We start from the raw sequence: 19,411 nt of genomic DNA, 5'->3' as shown, positions 1-19,411 counted from the left end.
GATGCCGCAGGTGGATCCCGAACTCTTCGACCGCGGCCAGTTCCAGGCTGAACTGGCCCTGAAAGCGAGCCCTATAGCGGCGTTCAAGAAGGCCATCCGCCAGGCCCGCGACGTGCTCGACGCACGCTTTCGCGGTGGCCGCGACATCCGCCGGCTGATCGAAGACCGCGCCTGGTTCGTCGACAACATCCTGCAAAAGGCCTGGGAGCAGTTCAACTGGAGTGAAGACGCCGATATCGCGCTGGTAGCGGTCGGCGGCTACGGCCGTGGTGAGTTGCACCCCTACTCCGATATCGATCTGCTGATCCTGCTGGACAGCGCCGATCACGAAGTTTTCCGCGATTCCATCGAGCGTTTTCTGACTTTGCTGTGGGACATCGGCCTCGAAGTCGGTCAGAGCGTTCGCTCGGTCGATGAATGCGCCGAAGAAGCCCGCGCCGACCTGACGGTGGTCACCAACCTGATGGAAAGCCGCACCATCTGCGGCCCCGAGCGTTTGCGCCAGCGCATGCTGGACGTCACCAGTACCGCGCACATGTGGCCGGCCAAAGAATTCTTTTTGGCCAAGCGCGCCGAACAGAAGACTCGCCACCACAAGTACAACGACACCGAATACAACCTGGAACCCAACGTCAAAGGCTCGCCCGGCGGACTGCGGGACATTCAGACGATTCTTTGGGTTGCCCGTCGTCAATACGGCACCCTCAACCTGCGCGCACTGGCCGGTGAAGGCTTCCTGGTCGAGAGCGAAAACGCCTTGCTCGCCTCTTCGCAGGAGTTTTTGTGGAAGGTGCGTTACGCCCTGCACATGCTGGCCGGACGTTCTGAAGACCGTCTGCTGTTCGATTATCAACGCACCATTGCCGGGTTACTGGGTTTTGAAGGTGACGACGCCAAGCAGGCCGTCGAAAACTTCATGCAACAGTACTTTCGCGTAGTGATGAGCATCGCCCAGCTCAGCGACTTGATCATCCAGCACTTCGAAGAGGTCATTCTCGCACCGGAGGACGAAGCACCGCCGCAACCGATCAACTCGCGCTTCCAACTGCACGACGGTTATATCGAGGCGCGCAGTGACAACGTGTTCCGCCGCACGCCGTTCGCCATGCTCGAAATTTTCGTGTTAATGGCTCAGCAGCCTGAAATCAAAGGCGTGCGTGCCGACACCATTCGCCTGCTGCGCGAGTACCGTCACCTGATCGACGACAACTTCCGCAACGATATCCGCAATACCAGCCTATTCATCGAGCTGTTCAAGTGCAAGGTCGGCATCCACCGCAACCTGCGGCGGATGAACCGTTACGGCATTCTCGGGCGCTACCTGCCGGAGTTCGGCTTTATCGTCGGGCAGATGCAACACGACCTGTTCCACATCTATACGGTCGACGCACACACCCTGAACCTGATCAAACACCTGCGTAAGTTGCAGTACACCCAGGTGTCGGAAAAATTCCCGCTGGCCAGCAAGCTCATGGGCAAGTTGCCCAAACCGGAGCTGATCTACCTCGCCGGCCTGTACCACGACATCGGCAAGGGCCGGCATGGCGATCACTCGGAAATCGGCGCGGTCGATGCCGAGGCGTTCTGCCAGCGTCATCAGTTACCGGTATGGGACAGCCGCCTGATCGTCTGGCTGGTGCAAAACCATCTGGTGATGTCGACCACGGCCCAACGCAAGGACTTGTCCGACCCACAGGTGATCCACGACTTCGCTCAAGCCGTCGGCGACGAAACCCGCCTCGACTACCTATATGTGCTGACGGTCGCCGATATCAACGCGACCAACCCGACGCTTTGGAATTCCTGGCGCGCCAGCCTGTTGCGCCAGCTCTATACCGAGACCAAACGCGCCCTGCGCCGTGGCCTCGAGAACCCAGTGGATCGCGAAGAGCAGATCCGCCAGACCCAGAGCGCTGCCCTGGACATCCTGGTGCGCGGCGGTACCGATCCGGACGATGTCGAGCAATTGTGGGCGCAGTTGGGCGATGACTACTTCCTGCGTCACACAGCAGGCGATGTGGCCTGGCACAGCGATGCAATTCTCCAGCAGCCCGCCGATGGTGGCCCACTGGTGCTGGTCAAGGAAACCACCCAGCGCGAGTTCGAGGGCGGAACGCAGATTTTCATTTACGCGCCCGATCAGCACGATTTCTTCGCCGTGACCGTGGCCGCAATGGACCAGCTCAACCTGAACATTCATGATGCCCGGGTCATCACCTCGAGCAGCCAGTTCACCCTCGACACCTACATCGTGCTCGACACCGATGGCGACTCGATCGGCGACAACCCGGCACGGGTCAAGCAGATCCGCGAAGGCCTGACCGAAGCCTTGCGCAACCCGGACGACTACCCGACGATCATCCAGCGTCGGGTACCACGCCAGCTCAAGCACTTTGCCTTTGCGCCGCAGGTGACGATCCACAACGACGCCCAGCGACCGGTGACGGTGCTGGAACTCACCGCGCCCGACCGGCCAGGATTGCTGGCGCGCGTTGGCGGGATATTCCTCGAGTTCGACCTGTCACTTCAGAACGCCAAGATCGCCACGCTGGGCGAACGGGTGGAAGACGTGTTCTTCATCACCGACGCGCACAATCAGCCGTTATCCGATCCGCTGCTGTGCAGCCGTTTGCAGGATGCGATCGTCGAACATCTGAGCGTCAATCAGGAACCCGATTTCAAACTGTCGCGCATCAGCATCTGACTGCGCACCCGGATTAATCTGCTTTGCATTGAGACCCTGCACGAATGAACAACGCTCTGAACCAGCTCCAGCCCTACCCTTTCGAAAAGCTGCGCGCCCTGCTCGGCACCGTCACGCCGAATCCGGACAAGCGCCCGATCGCGCTGTCCATCGGTGAGCCGAAGCATCGCTCGCCAAGCTTCGTCGCCGAGGCGTTGGCCAACAATCTGGATCAGATGGCGGTGTACCCGACCACGCTCGGCATTGCGGCGCTGCGCGAAGCCATTGCTGGCTGGTGCGAGCGCCGCTTCGGCGTGCCAACCGGCTGGATCGACCCGGCGCGCAACGTGCTGCCGGTCAACGGAACCCGTGAGGCGCTGTTCGCCTTCACACAAACCGTGGTCAACCGTGGTGATGACGCACTGGTGGTCAGCCCGAACCCGTTCTATCAGATCTACGAAGGCGCCGCCTTCCTCGCCGGTGCCAAGCCGCATTACCTGCCGTGCCTCGACGAGAACGGTTTCAACCCGGACTTCGATGCCGTCTCGCCGGACATCTGGAAGCGCTGCCAGATTCTGTTCCTGTGCTCGCCGGGCAACCCGACCGGCGCGTTGATCCCGGTCGAGACCCTGAAAAAACTCATCGCCCTGGCCGACGAATATGATTTCGTGATTGCCGCCGACGAGTGCTACAGCGAACTGTACTTCGACGAACAGACGCCGCCGCCCGGCCTGCTCACTGCCTGCGTCGAACTGGGCCGCAAGGATTTCAAACGCTGCGTGGTGTTCCACAGCCTGTCCAAGCGCTCCAATCTGCCGGGCCTGCGTTCCGGGTTTGTGGCCGGCGACGCCGACATTCTCAAAGGCTTCCTGCTGTATCGCACCTACCATGGCTGCGCAATGCCGGTTCAAACCCAACTGGCCAGCGTCGCCGCGTGGAACGACGAAGTGCATGTGCGCGCCAACCGTGCGCTGTATCGCGAGAAGTTTGATGCGGTGCTGGAAGTCCTCAGCCCGGTGATGGATGTGCAACGTCCCGATGGCAGCTTCTACCTGTGGCCAAGTGTGCAAGGTGACGATGCTGCGTTTTGCCGTGATCTGTTTGCCGAAGAACACGTGACCGTGGTGCCGGGCTCCTATCTCTCCCGGGAAGTGGATGGCGTCAACCCTGGGGCTGGCCGCGTGCGCATGGCGCTGGTAGCACCCTTGGCGGAATGCGTTGAAGCGGCTGAGCGGATTCGCGCTTTTATTACTCGCAAGCAGTAACTTCCGAAGTCTTGCGCCAGGCAACCTGGCGCAACGGCCTGATTAAAAGTTACACATTCATCCCATCAACAGTCTCCTGTCCGGCCGCCCTGAGTTATCCCTGTGCGCCAATACTCCAACCCCTAAAAACAAATGCAACAACGGGACATTGCTCCAGCATAAAGTTACAACATCTGCACCCAAAGAATGCCCAACCAGATTATCTTCGCATCCGCTTTAACAGGTTTGTCCAATGGATCAGGACAGACATTCACAACCCACACGGATGTTGATCATGCAACTATTCCACTATGTAGAACTGAAGCTGCAGAATAAAAGCAACTGCACTGACTCGATCAATGAAGAACATACCGAAGACCGAGTACAACCGTTATCTCAAGGACGTCACAAGCGCTCAGTCGCTTATGCCGACTATTTATGGGAAAACGCCAGCACCCTTAAAATATCCTTCACCCACGATGTTCCTTTGGACCTGAGAGACCGAATTGAACGGATCATTCGCCAATGGGAGCCTTACGTCAGTCTGGCCTTCGAAATCGTAGCGGATGACAAAGGTGAAATTCGCATCGCTGTGGGCGGCAAGGATAGCTACTCGACCATGGGGACAGAAGCACTCACCATCGACGCTGACCTTGCGACCCTGTGCATCGGGGTAGAACCGGACAACTTCGATTTTGAGCGCACACTGCTTCATGAGTTTGGTCATGCCTTGGGTTTCCATCATGCGCACCTGCACCCCCAAGCCAATATTCCATGGAACAAACCGGTAGTTTATAACTTCTTCAAAACCAACTTCGGATGGACCAAAGCACAAGTCAACCTTAATCTTTTTGATGTTGATCCGACCCAAACACTGTCTTTTGGCAAGTACGATAAAGACTCCGTCATGCACTACCACGTACCAGCCTTCATGACCTTGTCGAACTGGCAGACGAAAATAAATACAACGCTCAGCGAGGGGGACAAGTTGTTTGCAAGTCAGACCTATCCCCCCATCAACTATCGCGAACTGCCTATTTGATCTTTCCCAGATTCGCCTCGCTCAAGTCCAGGTCAGCCAGCACTTCCCTGAGCACGTCATCGCCGATCTGGTGATGGCGACTCAGGCTATAGAGTTCAAGGCGCTGCGCCCGCAGTGCCTTCACACGCAAATGACGTTCCAGCAGATCCATCTGGAACGCCAGCGCCTGCGCTTCGGCGGAATCATTGAACACGTCCAATTGATGGCGATACTCGGACATGATCCGGGCCTTGAGCTCGGCCGCCAACGCCGCTTGCGCAGCGTCCTGCGGGGGGAACTCTTCGGTTTCAAGCGCATGAATGGCCGCTTCAGCGGTTTGGCGCCAGGCATCGCGGACTTCCTGACGGCGTTTGTCGTCTGGACTCTTCTGGATTCCATGCAGCAACAGCGGCAGCACAATGCATGCCGATATCAACGACAGCAGGATCACGCCGGCAGCGATGAAGATCAGCAGATCACGTTCGGGAAATGCGTCCGCCCCTATCAACATCGGTACCGACATCACGCCCGCCAGTGTGACCGCCCCGCGCACACCGCCGACGGTCAACAACCAGCAGGAACGGGCGGTGGGCACTTGTGTCAGCTCACCTTTGCCACGCAAACGCCGCAGCAGCACGGACAACCGCCAGATGCTTTGTACCCAGATAAACCGCAGCAACACCAACGCCAGGAAAATCGCCACCACATCGAGGCAGCGATAAAGCAACGTTGGCCACAGCGTTGGCTCATGGCTGACCACAGCCTTGATAATGTCCGGCAACTGCAAGCCCAATAGCAGAAAGATCAGGCCGTTGAAGGCAAACTCCAGCAGCGACCAGACGCTGCGATTGAGCAGTCGGGTGCTGGTCTGGCGCGGCAGCAGGTCGAGCCAGCTCTGCATCATCCCCGCCGCCACCGCCGAAAGAATGCCCGACACACCCAGGCGCTCAGCCAAAACGTACGCGGCGAACGGCAGCAACAACATAAACACCACATGGGTGGCCGGATCATCCCAACCACGGGCGATCATCCAAGCGCGCCCGCGCCCGACCAACCAGCTCAATGCCACCCCAACGGCCAGCCCGCCGATTGCCACCACAACAAAGTCCAGGCTCGCATTGGTCAGCGAAAACACCCCGGTGACGGCTGCCGCCAAGGCGAACTTGAACGTCACCAGGCCCGACGCATCATTCATCAGCGCCTCGCCTTGCAATATGTGCATCAGCGGCGTCGGCAGGCGATTTTGCGAAATAGCCGAGACGGCCACGGCGTCGGTTGGTGACAAAACGGCTGCCAAAGCAAAAGCCACGGGCAACGCAATCGTCGGCAACAGCCAATGAATGAAGTACCCGGCGCCGACCACGGTGAACAGCACAAGCCCCACCGCCAGCGTCAGGATGGGCCCCCGCAGATGCCAGAGCTCGCGTTTGGGCATGCGCCAACCGTCGGAGAACAGCAGCGGCGGCAGAAACAGAAACAGGAACAATTCAGGGTCGAGCGCCACATGCAGACCGAGCGTAGGCCAGGCCAGCAAGGCACCGGCGGCGATTTGCACCAGAGGCAATGGCAACGGGATGACCCGTCCGACCAAACGCGAGACGCTGACCAGCATCAGCAGGATCAGAACGGTGTAGGCAGTTTGCATAAAGCGCAAATCTCAGGAGATCGACAGCGTTGAACTGCCATATTAGCCGCTTAGGATGCGCGTGACCGTTGCACCTACGTCGCAGCCTCGCAAACTCGCGCCCACAGGTTTTGCGCTTTACCCGAAGGGGCATGGCATAATCCCAGACCATTTTTTTCCAGCACCTGTAAAGGGGGCAATTCCTTGACCGTTTCAAGTAAAACGTTGCACCTTTTCGGCATCAAAGCCTGCGACACCATGAAAAAGGCGCGCACCTGGCTCGATGAACACGCTGTCAGCTACGACTTCCATGATTACAAAACCGCCGGTATCGACCGTGAACACCTGACCCAATGGTGTGACGAGCACGGCTGGCAAACGGTGTTGAACCGCGCAGGCACGACCTTTCGCAAACTCGACGACGAACGCAAAGCCGATCTCGACCAATCGAAAGCCATCGAACTGATGCTCGCTCAACCCTCGATGATCAAGCGCCCGGTGCTCGATCTCGGTGACAGAACCCTGATTGGCTTCAAGCCAGACATCTACGCGGCCGCGCTCAAGTAAGCAGCCCGTCACTTTTTGCAGAGGTATTCACATGTCCAATTCCCTGTTCAGCATCGCCTTCGGCGTCGGCACACAAAACCGTCAAGGCGCATGGCTGGAAGTGTTCTATGCACAGCCACTGCTCAACCCGTCGGCTGAACTGGTCGCTGCTGTTGCGCCGATCCTCGGTTACACCCAAGGCAACCAGGCCATCACCTTCACCACCGCGCAGGCTGCGCAACTGGCTGAAGCGGTGAAAGGCATCGACGCCGTTCAAGGCAAACTGCTGACCCGTCTGGCCGAGAGCCACAAGCCGCTGGTCGCCACCGTACTGGCCGAAGATACACAACTGACGTCGACGCCAGAGGCTTACCTCAAGCTGCACCTGCTGTCCCACCGCTTGGTCAAGCCGCACGGTGTGAGCCTGGCCGGGATCTTCCCGCTGCTGCCAAACGTTGCCTGGACCAGCCAGGGCGCGATCGACCAGAGCGAACTGGCCGAAATGCAACTCGAAGCCCGTCTGCGTGGCGAACTGCTGGAAGTGTTCTCGGTAGACAAGTTCCCGAAAATGACCGACTACGTGGTGCCGGCCGGCGTGCGTATCGCTGATGCCGCGCGTCTGCGTCTGGGTGCTTACGTCGGTGAAGGCACCACCGTGATGCACGAAGGCTTCATCAACTTCAATGCCGGCACCGAAGGCCCAGGCATGATCGAAGGCCGTGTATCCGCTGGCGTCTTTGTTGGCAAGGGTTCGGACCTGGGCGGCGGTTGCTCGACCATGGGCACCCTGTCGGGCGGCGGCAACATCGTGATCAAGGTCGGCGAAGGCTGCCTGATCGGCGCCAACGCCGGTATCGGTATTCCATTGGGCGACCGCAACACCGTAGAGTCGGGCCTGTACGTGACCGCGGGTACCAAGGTTGCGCTGCTGGATGAAAACAACAACTTGGTCAAAGTCGTGAAAGCGCGTGAACTGGCGGGCCAGACCGACCTGCTGTTCCGCCGCAATTCGCAAACCGGTGCCGTGGAGTGCAAAACCCACAAGTCGGCCATCGAGCTGAACGAAGCGCTGCACGCTCACAACTAAGCAGCCACACGATCCCCTGTGGGAGTGGGCTTGCTCGCGAAAGCATCCTGTCAGTCAACGACTTTGCTGAATGACACAACGCCTTCGCCAGCAAGCCTGCTCCCACAGGGTCTGGCGTAAACCCCGCCCAAGTTCACAGGGCTTAACAGATGATGATTCCCTCTCCCTGGCGCGCCGACTTCCCGGCCATCGCCGCTCTGCAACGGCAAGACCAGACCTATCTGGATAACGCCGCCACCACGCAAAAACCCCAGGCCCTGCTCGACGCATTGGCGCATTACTACGCCAACGGTGCGGCGAATGTGCATCGTGCGCAGCACTTGCCCGGCGCCCATGCCACGCAAGCGTTCGAAGACAGTCGCCTCAAGGTTGCCCAGTGGCTCAATGCCGGTGACAGCGGGCAGATCATCTTCACCCACGGCGCCACCAGTGCGCTGAATCTCCTGGCTTATGGCCTGGAACATCTTTTCCATCCGGGCGATGAAATTGTCATCAGCGCCCTGGAGCATCACGCCAACCTGCTGCCGTGGCAGCAACTGGCGCAACGTCGTGACTTGAAACTGGTGATCCTGCCACTGGATGACGACGGCTTGATCGACCTCGCGGCGGCGGTGCGTTTGATCACCCCGCGCACCCGATTGCTGGCGGTCAGTCAGTTGTCCAACGTGCTCGGCGCCTGGCAACCACTGCCCGCGTTGCTGGCCATGGCCAAGGCGCAAAACGCCCTGACCGTGGTCGATGGCGCCCAGGGCGTGGTACATGGTCGGCATGACGTGCAGGCCCTCGGTTGCGACTTCTATGTGTTTTCCAGCCATAAGCTGTACGGCCCTGATGGCCTCGGCGTGTTGTTCGGGCGCAACAAGGCGCTTGAACACCTGAAGCCGTGGCAGTTCGGCGGCGAAATGGTGCTGGAAGCCAATTATCACGACGCGCGCTTCCGCCCTGCTCCGCTGGGCTTCGAGGCTGGCACGCCGCCGATTGCCAGTGTGATCGGCCTCGGGGCGACCCTCGATTATCTGGCAGGGCTGGATCAGGACGCGGTGTCTGCTCACGAAGCGGCGCTGCATGATTATCTGCTGTGCGGCCTCGCCGCTCGCAACGGCATTCGCGTGCTGGGCTCGCCGCAACTGGCGCTGGCCAGTTTTGTCGTCGAAGGCGTGCACAACGCCGATCTGGCGCACTTGCTCACCGAGCAAGGCATTGCCGTGCGCGCCGGGCATCACTGCGCCATGCCACTGCTCAAAAGCTTCGAGCTCGCTGGGGCGATTCGCGTATCGCTGGCGCTGTACAACGACTCCGAGGATCTGGAGCGCTTTTTTGAAGCGCTGGATCAGGCACTGGAGTTGTTGCGATGAGCCTGCCGATCGCCGCCGCGCAAGCGCTGCAAACCTTTCAGAATGCTGCCGGCTGGGAACAACGAGCGCGTTTGCTGATGCAGTTCGGTGATTGTCTGCCGCCGCTGGGCGATGCGGATAAAAACGACGCCAACCGGGTGCATGGTTGTGAAAGCCAAGTGTGGCTGGTGGGCAAATTGCAGGACGGTCACTGGCAATTCAGCGCCAGCAGTGATGCGCGGATGATTCGTGGGTTGGTGGCGTTGCTGCTGGCGAGGGTCAACGGGTTGACCGCTGATGAGTTGCAGCAGGTGGATTTGCCGGACTGGTTCAATCAGTTGGGGCTTTCGCGCCAGCTTTCACCGTCGCGCAGTAACGGCTTGAATGCCGTGCTCAAGCGGATGAATGAGTTGGCTGTTTGATCGCCTTCGCGAGCAAGTTCGCCCCCACAGGGGAACGCACTCCAATGCGGGCTAGCTCGCGAAGGGCCATCAGCCCCAGCATCAAACCTGAGGTTTGACTCGGTCAGCCGGGCGCCGAACACCCGCCACAATCTTGTCCACAGCCTTGGTCGCCGCGACCATGCCAAACGTCGCCGTCACCATCATCACCGCGCCAAATCCACCGGCACAGTCCAATTTGACGCCGTCGCCGACAAAGCTCTTCTGCAAACAAATGCTGCCGTCAGGCTTCGGATAGCGCAGTTGTTCGGTGGAGAACACACACGGCACACTGTAGTGACGGGTCACGGTGCGCGAAAAACCGTAATCGCGGCGCAACGTAGAGCGCACTTTCGAGGCCAACGGATCATTGAACGTGCGGTTCAGGTCGCAGACCTGAATCAGCGTCGGGTCAATCTGCCCGCCCGCGCCGCCCGTGGTGATGATCTGGATCTTGCGGCGTTTGCACCAGGCGATCAGCGCAGCCTTGGCGTTGACCGCGTCGATGCAGTCAATCACGCAGTCGATGTTTGGCGTGATGTATTCGGCCATCGTGTCACGGGTGACGAAATCCGCCACCGCGTGCACGGTGCAGTCGGGATTGATCCCGCGCAGGCGCTCGGCCATGACCTCGACTTTGGGTTTGCCGACGGTGCTGTCCAGCGCATGCAACTGCCGGTTGGCGTTGCTGACGCAGACGTCGTCCAGGTCGAACAGCGAGATTTCACCCACGCCGCAACGGGCCATGGCTTCCGCCGCCCAGGAACCGACGCCACCGACGCCGACGATCGCCACATGGGCGGCGCGCAGACGCTCCAGGCCTTCGATGCCATACAAACGGGCGATGCCTGCAAACCGTGGATCTTCTGTACTCATGACCATTACCCCAAAAACCGGCGCGCATTATAGGGCTACGCAGCGACAAGTTTTAAGCTTCAAGCTAAAAGTGTAAGAACTTAAGTCAACGTGGATTGCCCAACGTAAGTCATTTCCCTGTCCGATGTACGACTGGCGAACTGCCGGTGTAGGATGCGCGCCCCTCTGGCGTACAGCCGACCGATCCTCCGTTCCACAGCCTTTGGAACCCGAAACAGCTATGTCATCGCGTAAATTTGGACTCAACCTGGTGGTGGTTCTGGCAATCGCCGCCCTGTTCACCGGTTTCTGGGCGCTGATCAATCGCCCGGTTTCCGCACCGAACTGGCCGGAGCAGATCGCCGGTTTCTCCTATTCACCGTTCCAGCAGGGACAATACCCACAGAAGGATCAGTATCCGTCTGATGAGGAGATGCGCCGCGACCTGGAGATCATGAGCAAGCTGACGGACAACATCCGCATCTACTCGGTCGACGGCTCCCTGCAAGACATCCCCAAACTGGCTGAAGAATTCGGTTTACGCGTGACCCTCGGGATCTGGATAAGCCCCGACCAGGAACGTAACGAGCGGGAGATCACTCGCGCTATCGAACTGGCCAATACCTCGCGCAGCGTGGTTCGGGTGGTGGTCGGTAACGAGGCGATTTTCCGTAAGGAAATCACTGCCGAGCAACTGAGCGTCTTGCTTGATCGCGTACGCGCAGCCGTGAAAGTGCCGGTGACCACCTCCGAGCAATGGCACGTTTGGGAAGAACACCCGGAACTGGCCAAGCACGTTGATCTGATCGCCGCGCACGTTCTGCCGTACTGGGAATTCATTCCCGTCGACAAGGCCGGACAGTTCGTTTTCGACCGTGCCCGCGACCTGAAAAAGATGTTCCCGAAAAAACCGCTGCTGCTGTCCGAAGTGGGCTGGCCGAGCAACGGTCGTATGCGCGGTGGCGCAGACGCGTCGCCGGCGGATCAGGCGATCTACCTGCGCACGCTGGTCAACAAACTCAACCGCCAGGGCTTCAACTACTTCGTGATCGAAGCCTTCGATCAGCCGTGGAAAGCCAGTGACGAAGGTTCGGTCGGCGCGTACTGGGGCGTGTTCAACGCGGCGCGTCAGCAAAAATTCAACTTTGAAGGCCCAGTGGTGGCGATTCCGCAATGGCGCGTGCTGGCCATCGGTTCGGTGGTGCTGGCGCTGCTCTCGCTGACTCTGCTGATGATCGACGGCTCGGCCCTGCGCCAGCGTGGCCGTACCTTCCTGACCTTTATCGCGTTCCTTTGCGGTTCGGTATTGGTGTGGATCGGTTACGACTACAGCCAGCAATACAGCACCTGGTTCAGCCTGACGGTGGGCTTGCTGTTGGCGCTCGGTGCGCTCGGGGTGTTCATCGTATTGCTGACCGAGGCCCATGAACTGGCCGAAGCGGTGTGGATTCACAAGCGTCGACGAGAATTTCTGCCGGTTGAGGGCGATTCCAGCTACCGGCCAAAAGTGTCGATCCACGTGCCTTGCTACAACGAGCCACCGGAGATGGTCAAACAGACCCTCGACGCCCTGGCCGCTCTCGATTACCCGGACTACGAAGTCCTGATCATCGACAACAACACCAAGGACCCAGCCGTTTGGGAACCGGTGCGCGACTATTGCGAAACCCTCGGCCCGCGCTTCAAGTTCTTCCACGTTGCGCCATTGGCAGGCTTCAAGGGCGGCGCGTTGAACTACCTGATTCCGCACACCGCCAAAGACGCCGAAGTGATTGCGGTGATCGACTCCGATTACTGCGTACACCCGAACTGGCTCAAGCACATGGTGCCGCACTTCGCCGATCCGAAAATCGCCGTGGTGCAGTCGCCGCAGGATTATCGCGACCAAAACGAAAGCACCTTCAAGAAGCTCTGCTACGCCGAGTACAAAGGTTTCTTCCACATCGGCATGGTCACCCGTAATGACCGTGACGCGATCATCCAGCACGGCACCATGACCATGACCCGTCGCTCGGTTCTCGAGGAACTGGGCTGGGCTGACTGGTGCATCTGTGAAGACGCCGAACTGGGTCTGCGCGTGTTCGAAAAAGGCCTGTCGGCGGCGTATTACCACGACAGCTATGGCAAAGGTCTGATGCCGGACACCTTCATCGACTTCAAGAAGCAGCGTTTTCGCTGGGCCTACGGCGCCATCCAGATCATCAAGCGCCATACCCGCAGCCTGCTGCGCGGCCAGGACACCGAACTGACTCGCGGCCAGCGCTACCACTTCCTCGCGGGTTGGTTGCCGTGGGTCGCGGACGGGATGAACATTTTCTTCACCATCGGCGCATTGTTGTGGTCGGCGGCGATGATCATCGTCCCGCAACGGGTCGACCCGCCGCTGCTGATTTTCGCAATACCGCCGCTGGCGCTGTTCGTGTTCAAGGTCGGCAAGATCATCTTCCTGTATCGCCGCGCGGTGGGCGTGAACCTGAAGGATGCGTTCTGCGCGGCATTGGCCGGGTTGGCGTTGTCGCACACCATCGCCAAAGCAGTGCTGTACGGCTTCTTCACCAGCAGCATTCCGTTCTTCCGCACACCGAAAAACGCCGACAACCACGGCTTCTGGGTGGCGATTTCCGAGGCACGGGAAGAATTGTTCATCATGCTGCTGTTGTGGGGCGCGGCGCTGGGGATCTTCCTGGTGCAAGGCATTCCGAGCAACGACATGCGCTTCTGGGTGGCGATGCTGCTGGTGCAGTCGCTGCCGTATCTGGCGGCGCTGATCATGGCGTTCCTGTCGTCACTGCCAAAACCTGCCGCGACGCCTGAGCCGGCACCGGTCGTCTAAATACTCATCGATGCACTAAACGGCGGCCAATGGTCGCCGTTTTGCTTTAAGATAACCGCCATTTTGCGGGGCTTGGCGTGATACGCGGTCTGACTGACCGGACTGTATCCCTGTGGGAGCGGGCTTGCTCGCGAATGCGGTGTGTCATTAAAAGTTGATGTTGACTGGCACAATGCATTCGCGAGCAAGCCCGCTCCCACATTTAGTCCGCGCCCACATTCATGATCTCCGGAGTTCTCCATGACGGCCCACGCCGACCTTTCGCCGACCCTCCAACTCGCCATCGACCTGATCCGCCGTCCGTCCGTGACGCCGGTCGACGCCGATTGCCAGAAGCAGATGATGCAGCGCCTGGGCGATGCCGGTTTCGCTCTGGAGCCAATGCGTATCGAAGATGTGGATAACTTCTGGGCCACCCACGGCCAGAATGACGGCCCGGTGCTGTGCTTTGCCGGTCACACCGACGTGGTGCCGACCGGCCCGGTCACCGCGTGGCAGATCGATCCGTTCAATGCGGTGATCGATGAACACGGCATGCTCTGCGGCCGGGGCGCGGCAGACATGAAAGGCAGCCTCGCGTCGATGACCGTGGCCGCTGAGCGTTTCGTTGCCGATTACCCGAATCACAAGGGCAAGGTCGCGTTTCTGATCACCAGCGACGAAGAAGGCCCGGCGCACCACGGCACCAAGGCTGTGATTGAGCGTCTGGCGGCGCGCAAAGAGCGTCTGGACTGGTGCATCGTCGGCGAACCGTCGAGCACCAGTTTGGTCGGTGACGTGGTGAAAAACGGTCGCCGTGGCTCGCTAGGCGCCAAGCTCACCGTTCGCGGTATTCAGGGCCACGTGGCCTATCCGCATCTGGCGAAAAACCCGATCCACCTCGCGGCGCCGGCCCTGGCTGAACTGGCCGCCGAGCACTGGGACCACGGTAACGATTTCTTCCCGCCGACCAGTTTCCAGATTTCCAACGTCAACTCCGGCACCGGCGCGACCAACGTGATCCCGGGCGACCTGGTGGCGGTGTTCAACTTCCGCTTCTCCACCGAATCGACCGTTGAAGGCCTGCAGAAACGCGTGGCCGACATCCTCGACAAACACGGGCTGGACTGGCACATCGACTGGGCGCTGTCCGGCCTGCCGTTCCTCACCGAGCCGGGCGCACTGCTCGACGCGGTGTCGTCGAGCATCAAGGACATCACCGGCCGCGAGACCAAGGCGTCGACCAGCGGCGGCACGTCCGATGGCCGTTTCATTGCGACCATGGGCACGCAAGTGGTTGAACTGGGCCCGGTCAACGCGACCATTCACCAGGTCAACGAGCGCGTACTGGCCGCCGATCTCGACGTGCTGACCGAGATCTACTACCAGACCCTGATCAAGTTGCTCGCCTGATGCTGGCGTGCCCGATCTGCAGTGAGCCGCTGAACGCGGTGGATAACGGCGTGGTTTGCCCCGCCGGGCATCGCTTCGACCGTGCGCGCCAGGGTTACTTGAACCTGTTGCCGGTGCAGCACAAAAACAGCCGCGATCCCGGTGACAACCAGGCGATGGTCGAGGCCCGCCGGGACTTCCTCAATGCCGGCCACTACGCACCGGTGGCCAAACGTCTGGCTGAGCTGGCGGCGAGTTACGCGCCGGCGCGCTGGGTCGATATCGGTTGCGGCGAGGGTTACTACACCGCGCAAATCGCTGCCGCCCTGCCGGATGCCGATGGCTATGCGCTGGATATCTCCCGCGAAGCCGTCAAGCGCGCCTGCAAGCGCAATCCGCAACTGACGTGGTTGATCGCCAGCATGGCCCGGGTGCCACTGGCGGCGGGCAGTTGCCAGTTTCTCGCCAGTGTTTTCAGTCCTTTGGATTGGGAAGAAGCCAAACGCCTGCTCAGCGTCGGTGGTGGCCTGATGAAAGTCGGCCCGACCAGCGGCCATCTGATGGAACTGCGCGAACGTCTCTACGACGAGGTTCGCGAATACACCGACGACAAGCATCTGGCTCTGGTGCCGTCAGGCATGGCGCTGGCACACAGTGAGACTTTGGAGTTCAAGCTGACGCTGGAAAAACCCGAGGATCGCGCCAACCTCCTGGCGATGACACCCCACGGCTGGCGCGCCAGTGCCGAACGCCGCACGGCTGTGATCGAACAGCCCGAGCCGTTCGTGACCACCGTGTCGATGCGCTACGATTATTTCGTTCTTCAATAACTTTTGGTCTCGGGCAAATGCCCGGGGCCGGCTAAATCCGCGAATGGATTTTTCAGACCCGCAGTGAGGACATCCATGCGCCAACCGGATATCGAGATTTACCTGAAAGACGCCGACGTCGACCACAAAGCCATTTCCGCCTGGCTCGGTGAAGCGTTGGGCCCGTGCAGCGACTGGGTACAGAAAGGTCAGACCTACAAGTGCAAGGCCGGCAACGTGCCGGTGACCTGGCTGCCGAAAGCCGTGGGCAAGTGGAACAGCCTGTACCTGGAAAGCGATGCGACGCCATGGGACGACGACATCGCCTGCGCCCGCGCCGCGTTTGCTGCGCTGAACGTCGAAGTGCGTTGTGCGCCGGGGACGTGGGTCGAGGAAGAAGGCGAGGAAACGGCGGATCGCTGGATTCGCATCAGCACCGATGGTGAAGAAGAGATCACCTGGAAAACCGCGTAACACCAGCAATACAGCCCCCAATGTGGGAGCGGGCTTGCTCGCTCCCACAATGGTTTTAGCGTTCTGAAGGTTTGCGTTACAGACCCACAACATCCTCAGCCTGCAACCCCTTCTCGCCGGTGATCACCGCATACTCGACCTGCTGGCCTTCGGTCAGCGACCGATGCCCTTCGCCGCGAATCGCGCGGTAGTGCACGAACACGTCCACCCCGTCTTCGCGCTGAATGAAGCCGTAGCCCTTGGCGTCGTTGAACCACTTCACGTTTCCGGTTTCACGTGTTGCCATCTGTTCATACTCCTTTTTTATTATTGAACAGGCTTTTCGCAGGAAAGCCTTTGAGGAACGTCAGCCTGCATCCGACGTCCATAAAAGGGCCCCGGCGACAGACCGCCGAGTATATGACAGGTGCGAAAAGTCTCAACCGGAGATTACTTCGCCGCTTTTTTGCCGATTTTCAGCGAATCCGGCACACTAGCCACCGCCCGAGCAAACGCTCGGTTTTATTCACTCACGCAGAAGCCGTATGACCCGCTCCCCGTTCCGCCGTCTTGTGTTTGGCACCTTGCGCCGACTGTTGTACCTCTGGGTTCGCTCCGAGACGATCAATCAGTCGTCGTTCACCCTCAACCTCGACCGCAGTCGTCCGGTGTTCTACGTCCTGCAAAACCCATCGCTCACCGACTTGGCAGTGGTCGATACCGAGTGCACCAAGGCCGGCCTGCCTCGCCCGGTGCTGCCGGTGTCGATCGGTTCGTTGATCGAACCGGCGGCGTTCTTTTACCTGACGCCAGACCCGGACTGGCTCGGCCGTCAGGACAAACGCGGCGCGCCGCCGACCCTGACCCGCTTGGTCAGCGCCCTCACCCAGAACGCCGCCGAAGATGCGCAAATCATCCCGGTCAGCGTGTTCTGGGGGCAGTCGCCGGACAGCGAGTCGAGCCCGTGGAAGTTGTTGTTCGCCGACAGTTGGGCGGTCACCGGACGTCTGCGCCGGCTGCTGAGCATCATCGTGCTGGGGCGTAAAACCCGTGTGCAATTCTCTGCGCCGATCCACTTGCGCGAGCTGATCGAACACAACAAGGGCCACGAGCGCACCGTACGCATGGCCCAGCGCATCCTGCGCGTGCACTTTCGCAACCTCAAAGCGGCGGTGATCGGCCCGGACATTTCCCACCGCCGCAACCTCGTCAAAGGCCTGCTCAATCAGCCGCTGGTCAAGCAAGCGATCCTTGATGAGGCCGAGCGCGAAAACATCTCTCCGGAAAAAGCCAAGGCCCAGGCCTTGCGCTACGGCAACGAGATCGCCTCGGACTACACCTACACCGCGATCCGCTTCCTCGAAGTGGTGCTGAGCTGGTTCTGGAACAAGATCTACGACGGCATCAAGGTCAACCACATCGAAGGCGTGCAGAAGGTCGCCCAGGGTCACGAAGTGATCTACGTGCCGTGCCACCGCAGTCACATCGACTACCTGCTGCTCTCGTACTTGCTGTTCCGCAACGGCCTGACCCCACCGCACATCGCCGCCGGGATCAACCTGAACATGCCGGTGATCGGTAGCCTGCTGCGCCGTGGCGGCGCGTTCTTCATGCGCCGCACGTTCAAGGGCAATCCGCTGTACACCTCGGTGTTCAACGAATACCTGCACACCCTGTTCACCAAAGGTTTCCCGGTCGAGTACTTCGTCGAAGGCGGCCGCTCGCGCACCGGGCGCATGCTGCAACCGAAAACCGGGATGCTCGCGATTACGATGCGCAGCTTCCTGCGCTCCTCGCGCATGCCGATCGTGTTTGTGCCGGTGTACATCGGTTATGAACGCGTGCTGGAGGGTCGCACCTACCTGGGCGAACTGCGGGGTGCGAGCAAGAAGAAAGAGTCGATCTTCGACATCTTCAAAGTCATCGGCGCGCTCAAGCAACGTTTCGGTCAGGTCGCCGTCAACTTCGGCGAACCGATCAAACTGGCGCAATTCCTCGATGCCGAGCAACCGGGCTGGCGCCAACAGGAACTTGGCCCGCAGTACAAACCCGAGTGGCTCAACGCGACCACCCATCGTCTCGGTGAGAAAGTCGCACAGCACCTGAATGAAGCGGCGGCGATCAACCCGGTCAACCTGGTGGCACTGGCGCTTCTGTCGACCAGCCGCCTGGCACTGGACGATCGGGCCATGGCGCGCGTGCTGGATCTGTATCTGGCCCTGCTGCGCAAAGTCCCGTACTCGCCACACACCACCCTGCCGGAAGGTGATGGCCGTGCGCTGATCGAGCATGTGAAGGACATGGATCTGCTGTCCGAGCAAAGCGATGCACTGGGCAAGATTCTTTATCTGGACGAGCAAAACGCCGTCCTGATGACCTACTACCGCAACAACGTGCTGCACATTTTTGCCCTGCCGGCGTTACTGGCGAGCTTCTTCCAGAGCACCTCGCGCATGAGCCGCGAACAGATCCTGCGCTACACCCGCGCGCTGTATCCGTACCTGCAGTCGGAACTGTTTATCCGTTGGACGCTGGACGAACTCGATGCAGTGGTCGATCAGTGGCTGGAAGCATTTGTCGAGCAGGGTCTGCTGCGTTTCGAGAAAGACGTCTACCTGCGTCCGGCGCCAAGCTCGCGGCATTTCGTGCTGCTGACCTTGCTGTCCAAAAGCATCGCCCAGACGTTGCAACGTTTCTACATGACCGTCTCGCTGCTGCTCAACGCCGGCCAGAACACCGTCAGCGCCGAAGAGCTGGAAGACCTCTGCACGGTCATGGCTCAGCGCCTGTCGATCCTGCATGGCCTCAACGCCCCGGAGTTCTTCGACAAGAGCCTGTTCCGCCACTTCATCCAGACCCTGCTCGACCTCGACGTGCTGCGCCGCGACGAAGCGGGCAAGTTGAGCTACCACGAACTGCTCGGCGAACTGGCCGAAGGCGCGGCCAAACGCGTGTTGCCGGCGGACATTCGTTTGTCGATCCGTCAGGTGGCGCTGCATCGCAGTGAAGATGCCGCTGAGCAAGTCGCCACACCGCCCGAGACCTGATGAAAACCCTGTGGGAGCGGGCTTGCTCGCGAAGGCGGTGTGACACCCAACAGCGATGTTGAAT

At 60.0% G+C, this 19,411-nt stretch carries 15 protein-coding genes; 12 read left to right on the top strand and 3 right to left on the bottom strand.

The genetic code is table 11. The features are described 5' to 3' along the window. Position 1 precedes the first annotated feature (1 nt). The 3 genes from K5E40_RS21185 (at position 2) to K5E40_RS21175 (ending at position 4,969) form a co-directional block, all read left to right on the top strand. Complete coding sequence (locus K5E40_RS21185) at positions 2-2,704, top strand: [protein-PII] uridylyltransferase (protein WP_221732441.1); 2,703 nt, start codon at positions 2-4, stop codon at positions 2,702-2,704. Between the two features lie 44 nt (positions 2,705-2,748). Continuing rightward, complete coding sequence (dapC, locus tag K5E40_RS21180) at positions 2,749-3,948, top strand: succinyldiaminopimelate transaminase (RefSeq protein ID WP_221732440.1); 1,200 nt, start codon at positions 2,749-2,751, stop codon at positions 3,946-3,948. Between the two features lie 274 nt (positions 3,949-4,222). Further along, positions 4,223-4,969: a M12 family metallopeptidase gene (locus K5E40_RS21175; RefSeq protein ID WP_221732439.1), complete on the top strand. Its 747-nt coding sequence runs from the start codon at positions 4,223-4,225 to the stop codon at positions 4,967-4,969. Here the strand turns inward: K5E40_RS21175 and K5E40_RS21170 are convergent. Next, positions 4,962-6,593, bottom strand: coding sequence for a Na+/H+ antiporter (locus K5E40_RS21170; RefSeq protein ID WP_221732438.1), 1,632 nt, complete (start codon positions 6,591-6,593; stop codon positions 4,962-4,964). The two genes, K5E40_RS21175 and K5E40_RS21170, sit on opposite strands and share 8 nt — an antisense overlap. Before the next feature lie 183 nt (positions 6,594-6,776). Between K5E40_RS21170 and K5E40_RS21165 the strand changes: the two genes are divergently transcribed. The 4 genes from K5E40_RS21165 to K5E40_RS21150 all read left to right on the top strand — a co-directional run bounded on the left by K5E40_RS21165 (position 6,777) and on the right by K5E40_RS21150 (position 9,961). Next, positions 6,777-7,139 (top strand): ArsC family reductase, encoded by a 363-nt coding sequence (locus K5E40_RS21165; RefSeq protein ID WP_003222107.1) that lies wholly within the window; start codon positions 6,777-6,779, stop codon positions 7,137-7,139. A 31-nt stretch (positions 7,140-7,170) separates the two neighbouring features. Further along, the gene (gene dapD / locus K5E40_RS21160) at positions 7,171-8,205 is read left to right on the top strand and encodes a 2,3,4,5-tetrahydropyridine-2,6-dicarboxylate N-succinyltransferase (RefSeq protein WP_221732437.1); all 1,035 of its coding nucleotides are present in this window, start codon (positions 7,171-7,173) and stop codon (positions 8,203-8,205) included. Between the two features lie 149 nt (positions 8,206-8,354). Then, positions 8,355-9,560: an aminotransferase class V-fold PLP-dependent enzyme gene (locus tag K5E40_RS21155; RefSeq protein WP_221732436.1), complete on the top strand. Its 1,206-nt coding sequence runs from the start codon at positions 8,355-8,357 to the stop codon at positions 9,558-9,560. Next, complete coding sequence (locus tag K5E40_RS21150; protein WP_221732435.1) at positions 9,557-9,961, top strand: SufE family protein; 405 nt, start codon at positions 9,557-9,559, stop codon at positions 9,959-9,961. The genes K5E40_RS21155 and K5E40_RS21150 overlap by 4 nt, the downstream gene beginning before the upstream one ends. A gap of 81 nt (positions 9,962-10,042) precedes the next feature. Here the strand turns inward: K5E40_RS21150 and tcdA are convergent, their stop codons facing one another. Further along, positions 10,043-10,861: a tRNA cyclic N6-threonylcarbamoyladenosine(37) synthase TcdA gene (gene tcdA / locus K5E40_RS21145; RefSeq protein WP_003222099.1), complete on the bottom strand. Its 819-nt coding sequence runs from the start codon at positions 10,859-10,861 to the stop codon at positions 10,043-10,045. 214 nt (positions 10,862-11,075) lie between these two features. Between tcdA and K5E40_RS21140 the strand changes: the two genes are divergently transcribed. The 4 genes from K5E40_RS21140 to K5E40_RS21125 all read left to right on the top strand — a co-directional run bounded on the left by K5E40_RS21140 (position 11,076) and on the right by K5E40_RS21125 (position 16,321). Continuing rightward, on the top strand, positions 11,076-13,667 hold the full coding sequence (locus tag K5E40_RS21140; protein ID WP_221732434.1) for a glycosyltransferase: 2,592 nt from the start codon (positions 11,076-11,078) through the stop codon (positions 13,665-13,667). A gap of 240 nt (positions 13,668-13,907) precedes the next feature. Further along, the gene (gene dapE, locus K5E40_RS21135; protein ID WP_221732433.1) at positions 13,908-15,059 is read left to right on the top strand and encodes a succinyl-diaminopimelate desuccinylase; all 1,152 of its coding nucleotides are present in this window, start codon (positions 13,908-13,910) and stop codon (positions 15,057-15,059) included. Beyond that, positions 15,059-15,868, top strand: a complete 810-nt coding sequence (locus K5E40_RS21130; protein ID WP_221732432.1) for a putative RNA methyltransferase — start codon at positions 15,059-15,061, stop codon at positions 15,866-15,868. Before dapE ends, K5E40_RS21130 begins: the two co-directional genes overlap by 1 nt. 75 nt (positions 15,869-15,943) lie before the next feature. Next, positions 15,944-16,321 carry a hypothetical protein gene (locus K5E40_RS21125; RefSeq protein WP_221732431.1) on the top strand — a complete coding sequence of 126 codons (378 nt, stop codon included), beginning with the start codon at positions 15,944-15,946 and terminating at the stop codon, positions 16,319-16,321. A gap of 76 nt (positions 16,322-16,397) precedes the next feature. Here K5E40_RS21125 and K5E40_RS21120 read toward each other — a convergent pair whose 3' ends face one another. Then, positions 16,398-16,607, bottom strand: a complete 210-nt coding sequence (locus K5E40_RS21120) for a cold-shock protein (RefSeq protein WP_007908870.1) — start codon at positions 16,605-16,607, stop codon at positions 16,398-16,400. A gap of 238 nt (positions 16,608-16,845) precedes the next feature. Here K5E40_RS21120 and plsB point away from each other — a divergent pair, with 238 nt between their 5' ends. Next, positions 16,846-19,347, top strand: a complete 2,502-nt coding sequence (gene plsB, locus K5E40_RS21115; RefSeq protein ID WP_221732430.1) for a glycerol-3-phosphate 1-O-acyltransferase PlsB — start codon at positions 16,846-16,848, stop codon at positions 19,345-19,347. Positions 19,348-19,411 lie beyond the last annotated feature (64 nt).

Origin of the sequence: Pseudomonas baetica (assembly GCF_019733355.1) — a bacterium.
Lineage (GTDB): Bacteria > Pseudomonadota > Gammaproteobacteria > Pseudomonadales > Pseudomonadaceae > Aquipseudomonas > Aquipseudomonas baetica_A.
Note: the sequence above shows the minus strand (reverse complement) of the source record. Positions and strands in the feature narration are given on the sequence as shown.

What these genes read in the sequence shown, in the direction of transcription:
- dapE (WP_221732433.1), top strand. Translation starts at nt 13,908, where the DNA reads ATGACGGCCCACGCCGACCTTTCGCCGACCCTCCAACTCGCCATCGAC.
- dapD (WP_221732437.1), top strand. Translation starts at nt 7,171, where the DNA reads ATGTCCAATTCCCTGTTCAGCATCGCCTTCGGCGTCGGCACACAAAAC.
- K5E40_RS21175 (WP_221732439.1), top strand. Translation starts at nt 4,223, where the DNA reads ATGCAACTATTCCACTATGTAGAACTGAAGCTGCAGAATAAAAGCAAC.
- K5E40_RS21130 (WP_221732432.1), top strand. Translation starts at nt 15,059, where the DNA reads ATGCTGGCGTGCCCGATCTGCAGTGAGCCGCTGAACGCGGTGGATAAC.
- K5E40_RS21155 (WP_221732436.1), top strand. Translation starts at nt 8,355, where the DNA reads ATGATGATTCCCTCTCCCTGGCGCGCCGACTTCCCGGCCATCGCCGCT.
- plsB (WP_221732430.1), top strand. Translation starts at nt 16,846, where the DNA reads ATGACCCGCTCCCCGTTCCGCCGTCTTGTGTTTGGCACCTTGCGCCGA.
- K5E40_RS21120 (WP_007908870.1), bottom strand. Translation starts at nt 16,607, where the DNA reads ATGGCAACACGTGAAACCGGAAACGTGAAGTGGTTCAACGACGCCAAG.
- K5E40_RS21185 (WP_221732441.1), top strand. Translation starts at nt 2, where the DNA reads ATGCCGCAGGTGGATCCCGAACTCTTCGACCGCGGCCAGTTCCAGGCT.
- K5E40_RS21125 (WP_221732431.1), top strand. Translation starts at nt 15,944, where the DNA reads ATGCGCCAACCGGATATCGAGATTTACCTGAAAGACGCCGACGTCGAC.
- K5E40_RS21150 (WP_221732435.1), top strand. Translation starts at nt 9,557, where the DNA reads ATGAGCCTGCCGATCGCCGCCGCGCAAGCGCTGCAAACCTTTCAGAAT.
- tcdA (WP_003222099.1), bottom strand. Translation starts at nt 10,861, where the DNA reads ATGGTCATGAGTACAGAAGATCCACGGTTTGCAGGCATCGCCCGTTTG.
- K5E40_RS21170 (WP_221732438.1), bottom strand. Translation starts at nt 6,593, where the DNA reads ATGCAAACTGCCTACACCGTTCTGATCCTGCTGATGCTGGTCAGCGTC.
- K5E40_RS21140 (WP_221732434.1), top strand. Translation starts at nt 11,076, where the DNA reads ATGTCATCGCGTAAATTTGGACTCAACCTGGTGGTGGTTCTGGCAATC.
- dapC (WP_221732440.1), top strand. Translation starts at nt 2,749, where the DNA reads ATGAACAACGCTCTGAACCAGCTCCAGCCCTACCCTTTCGAAAAGCTG.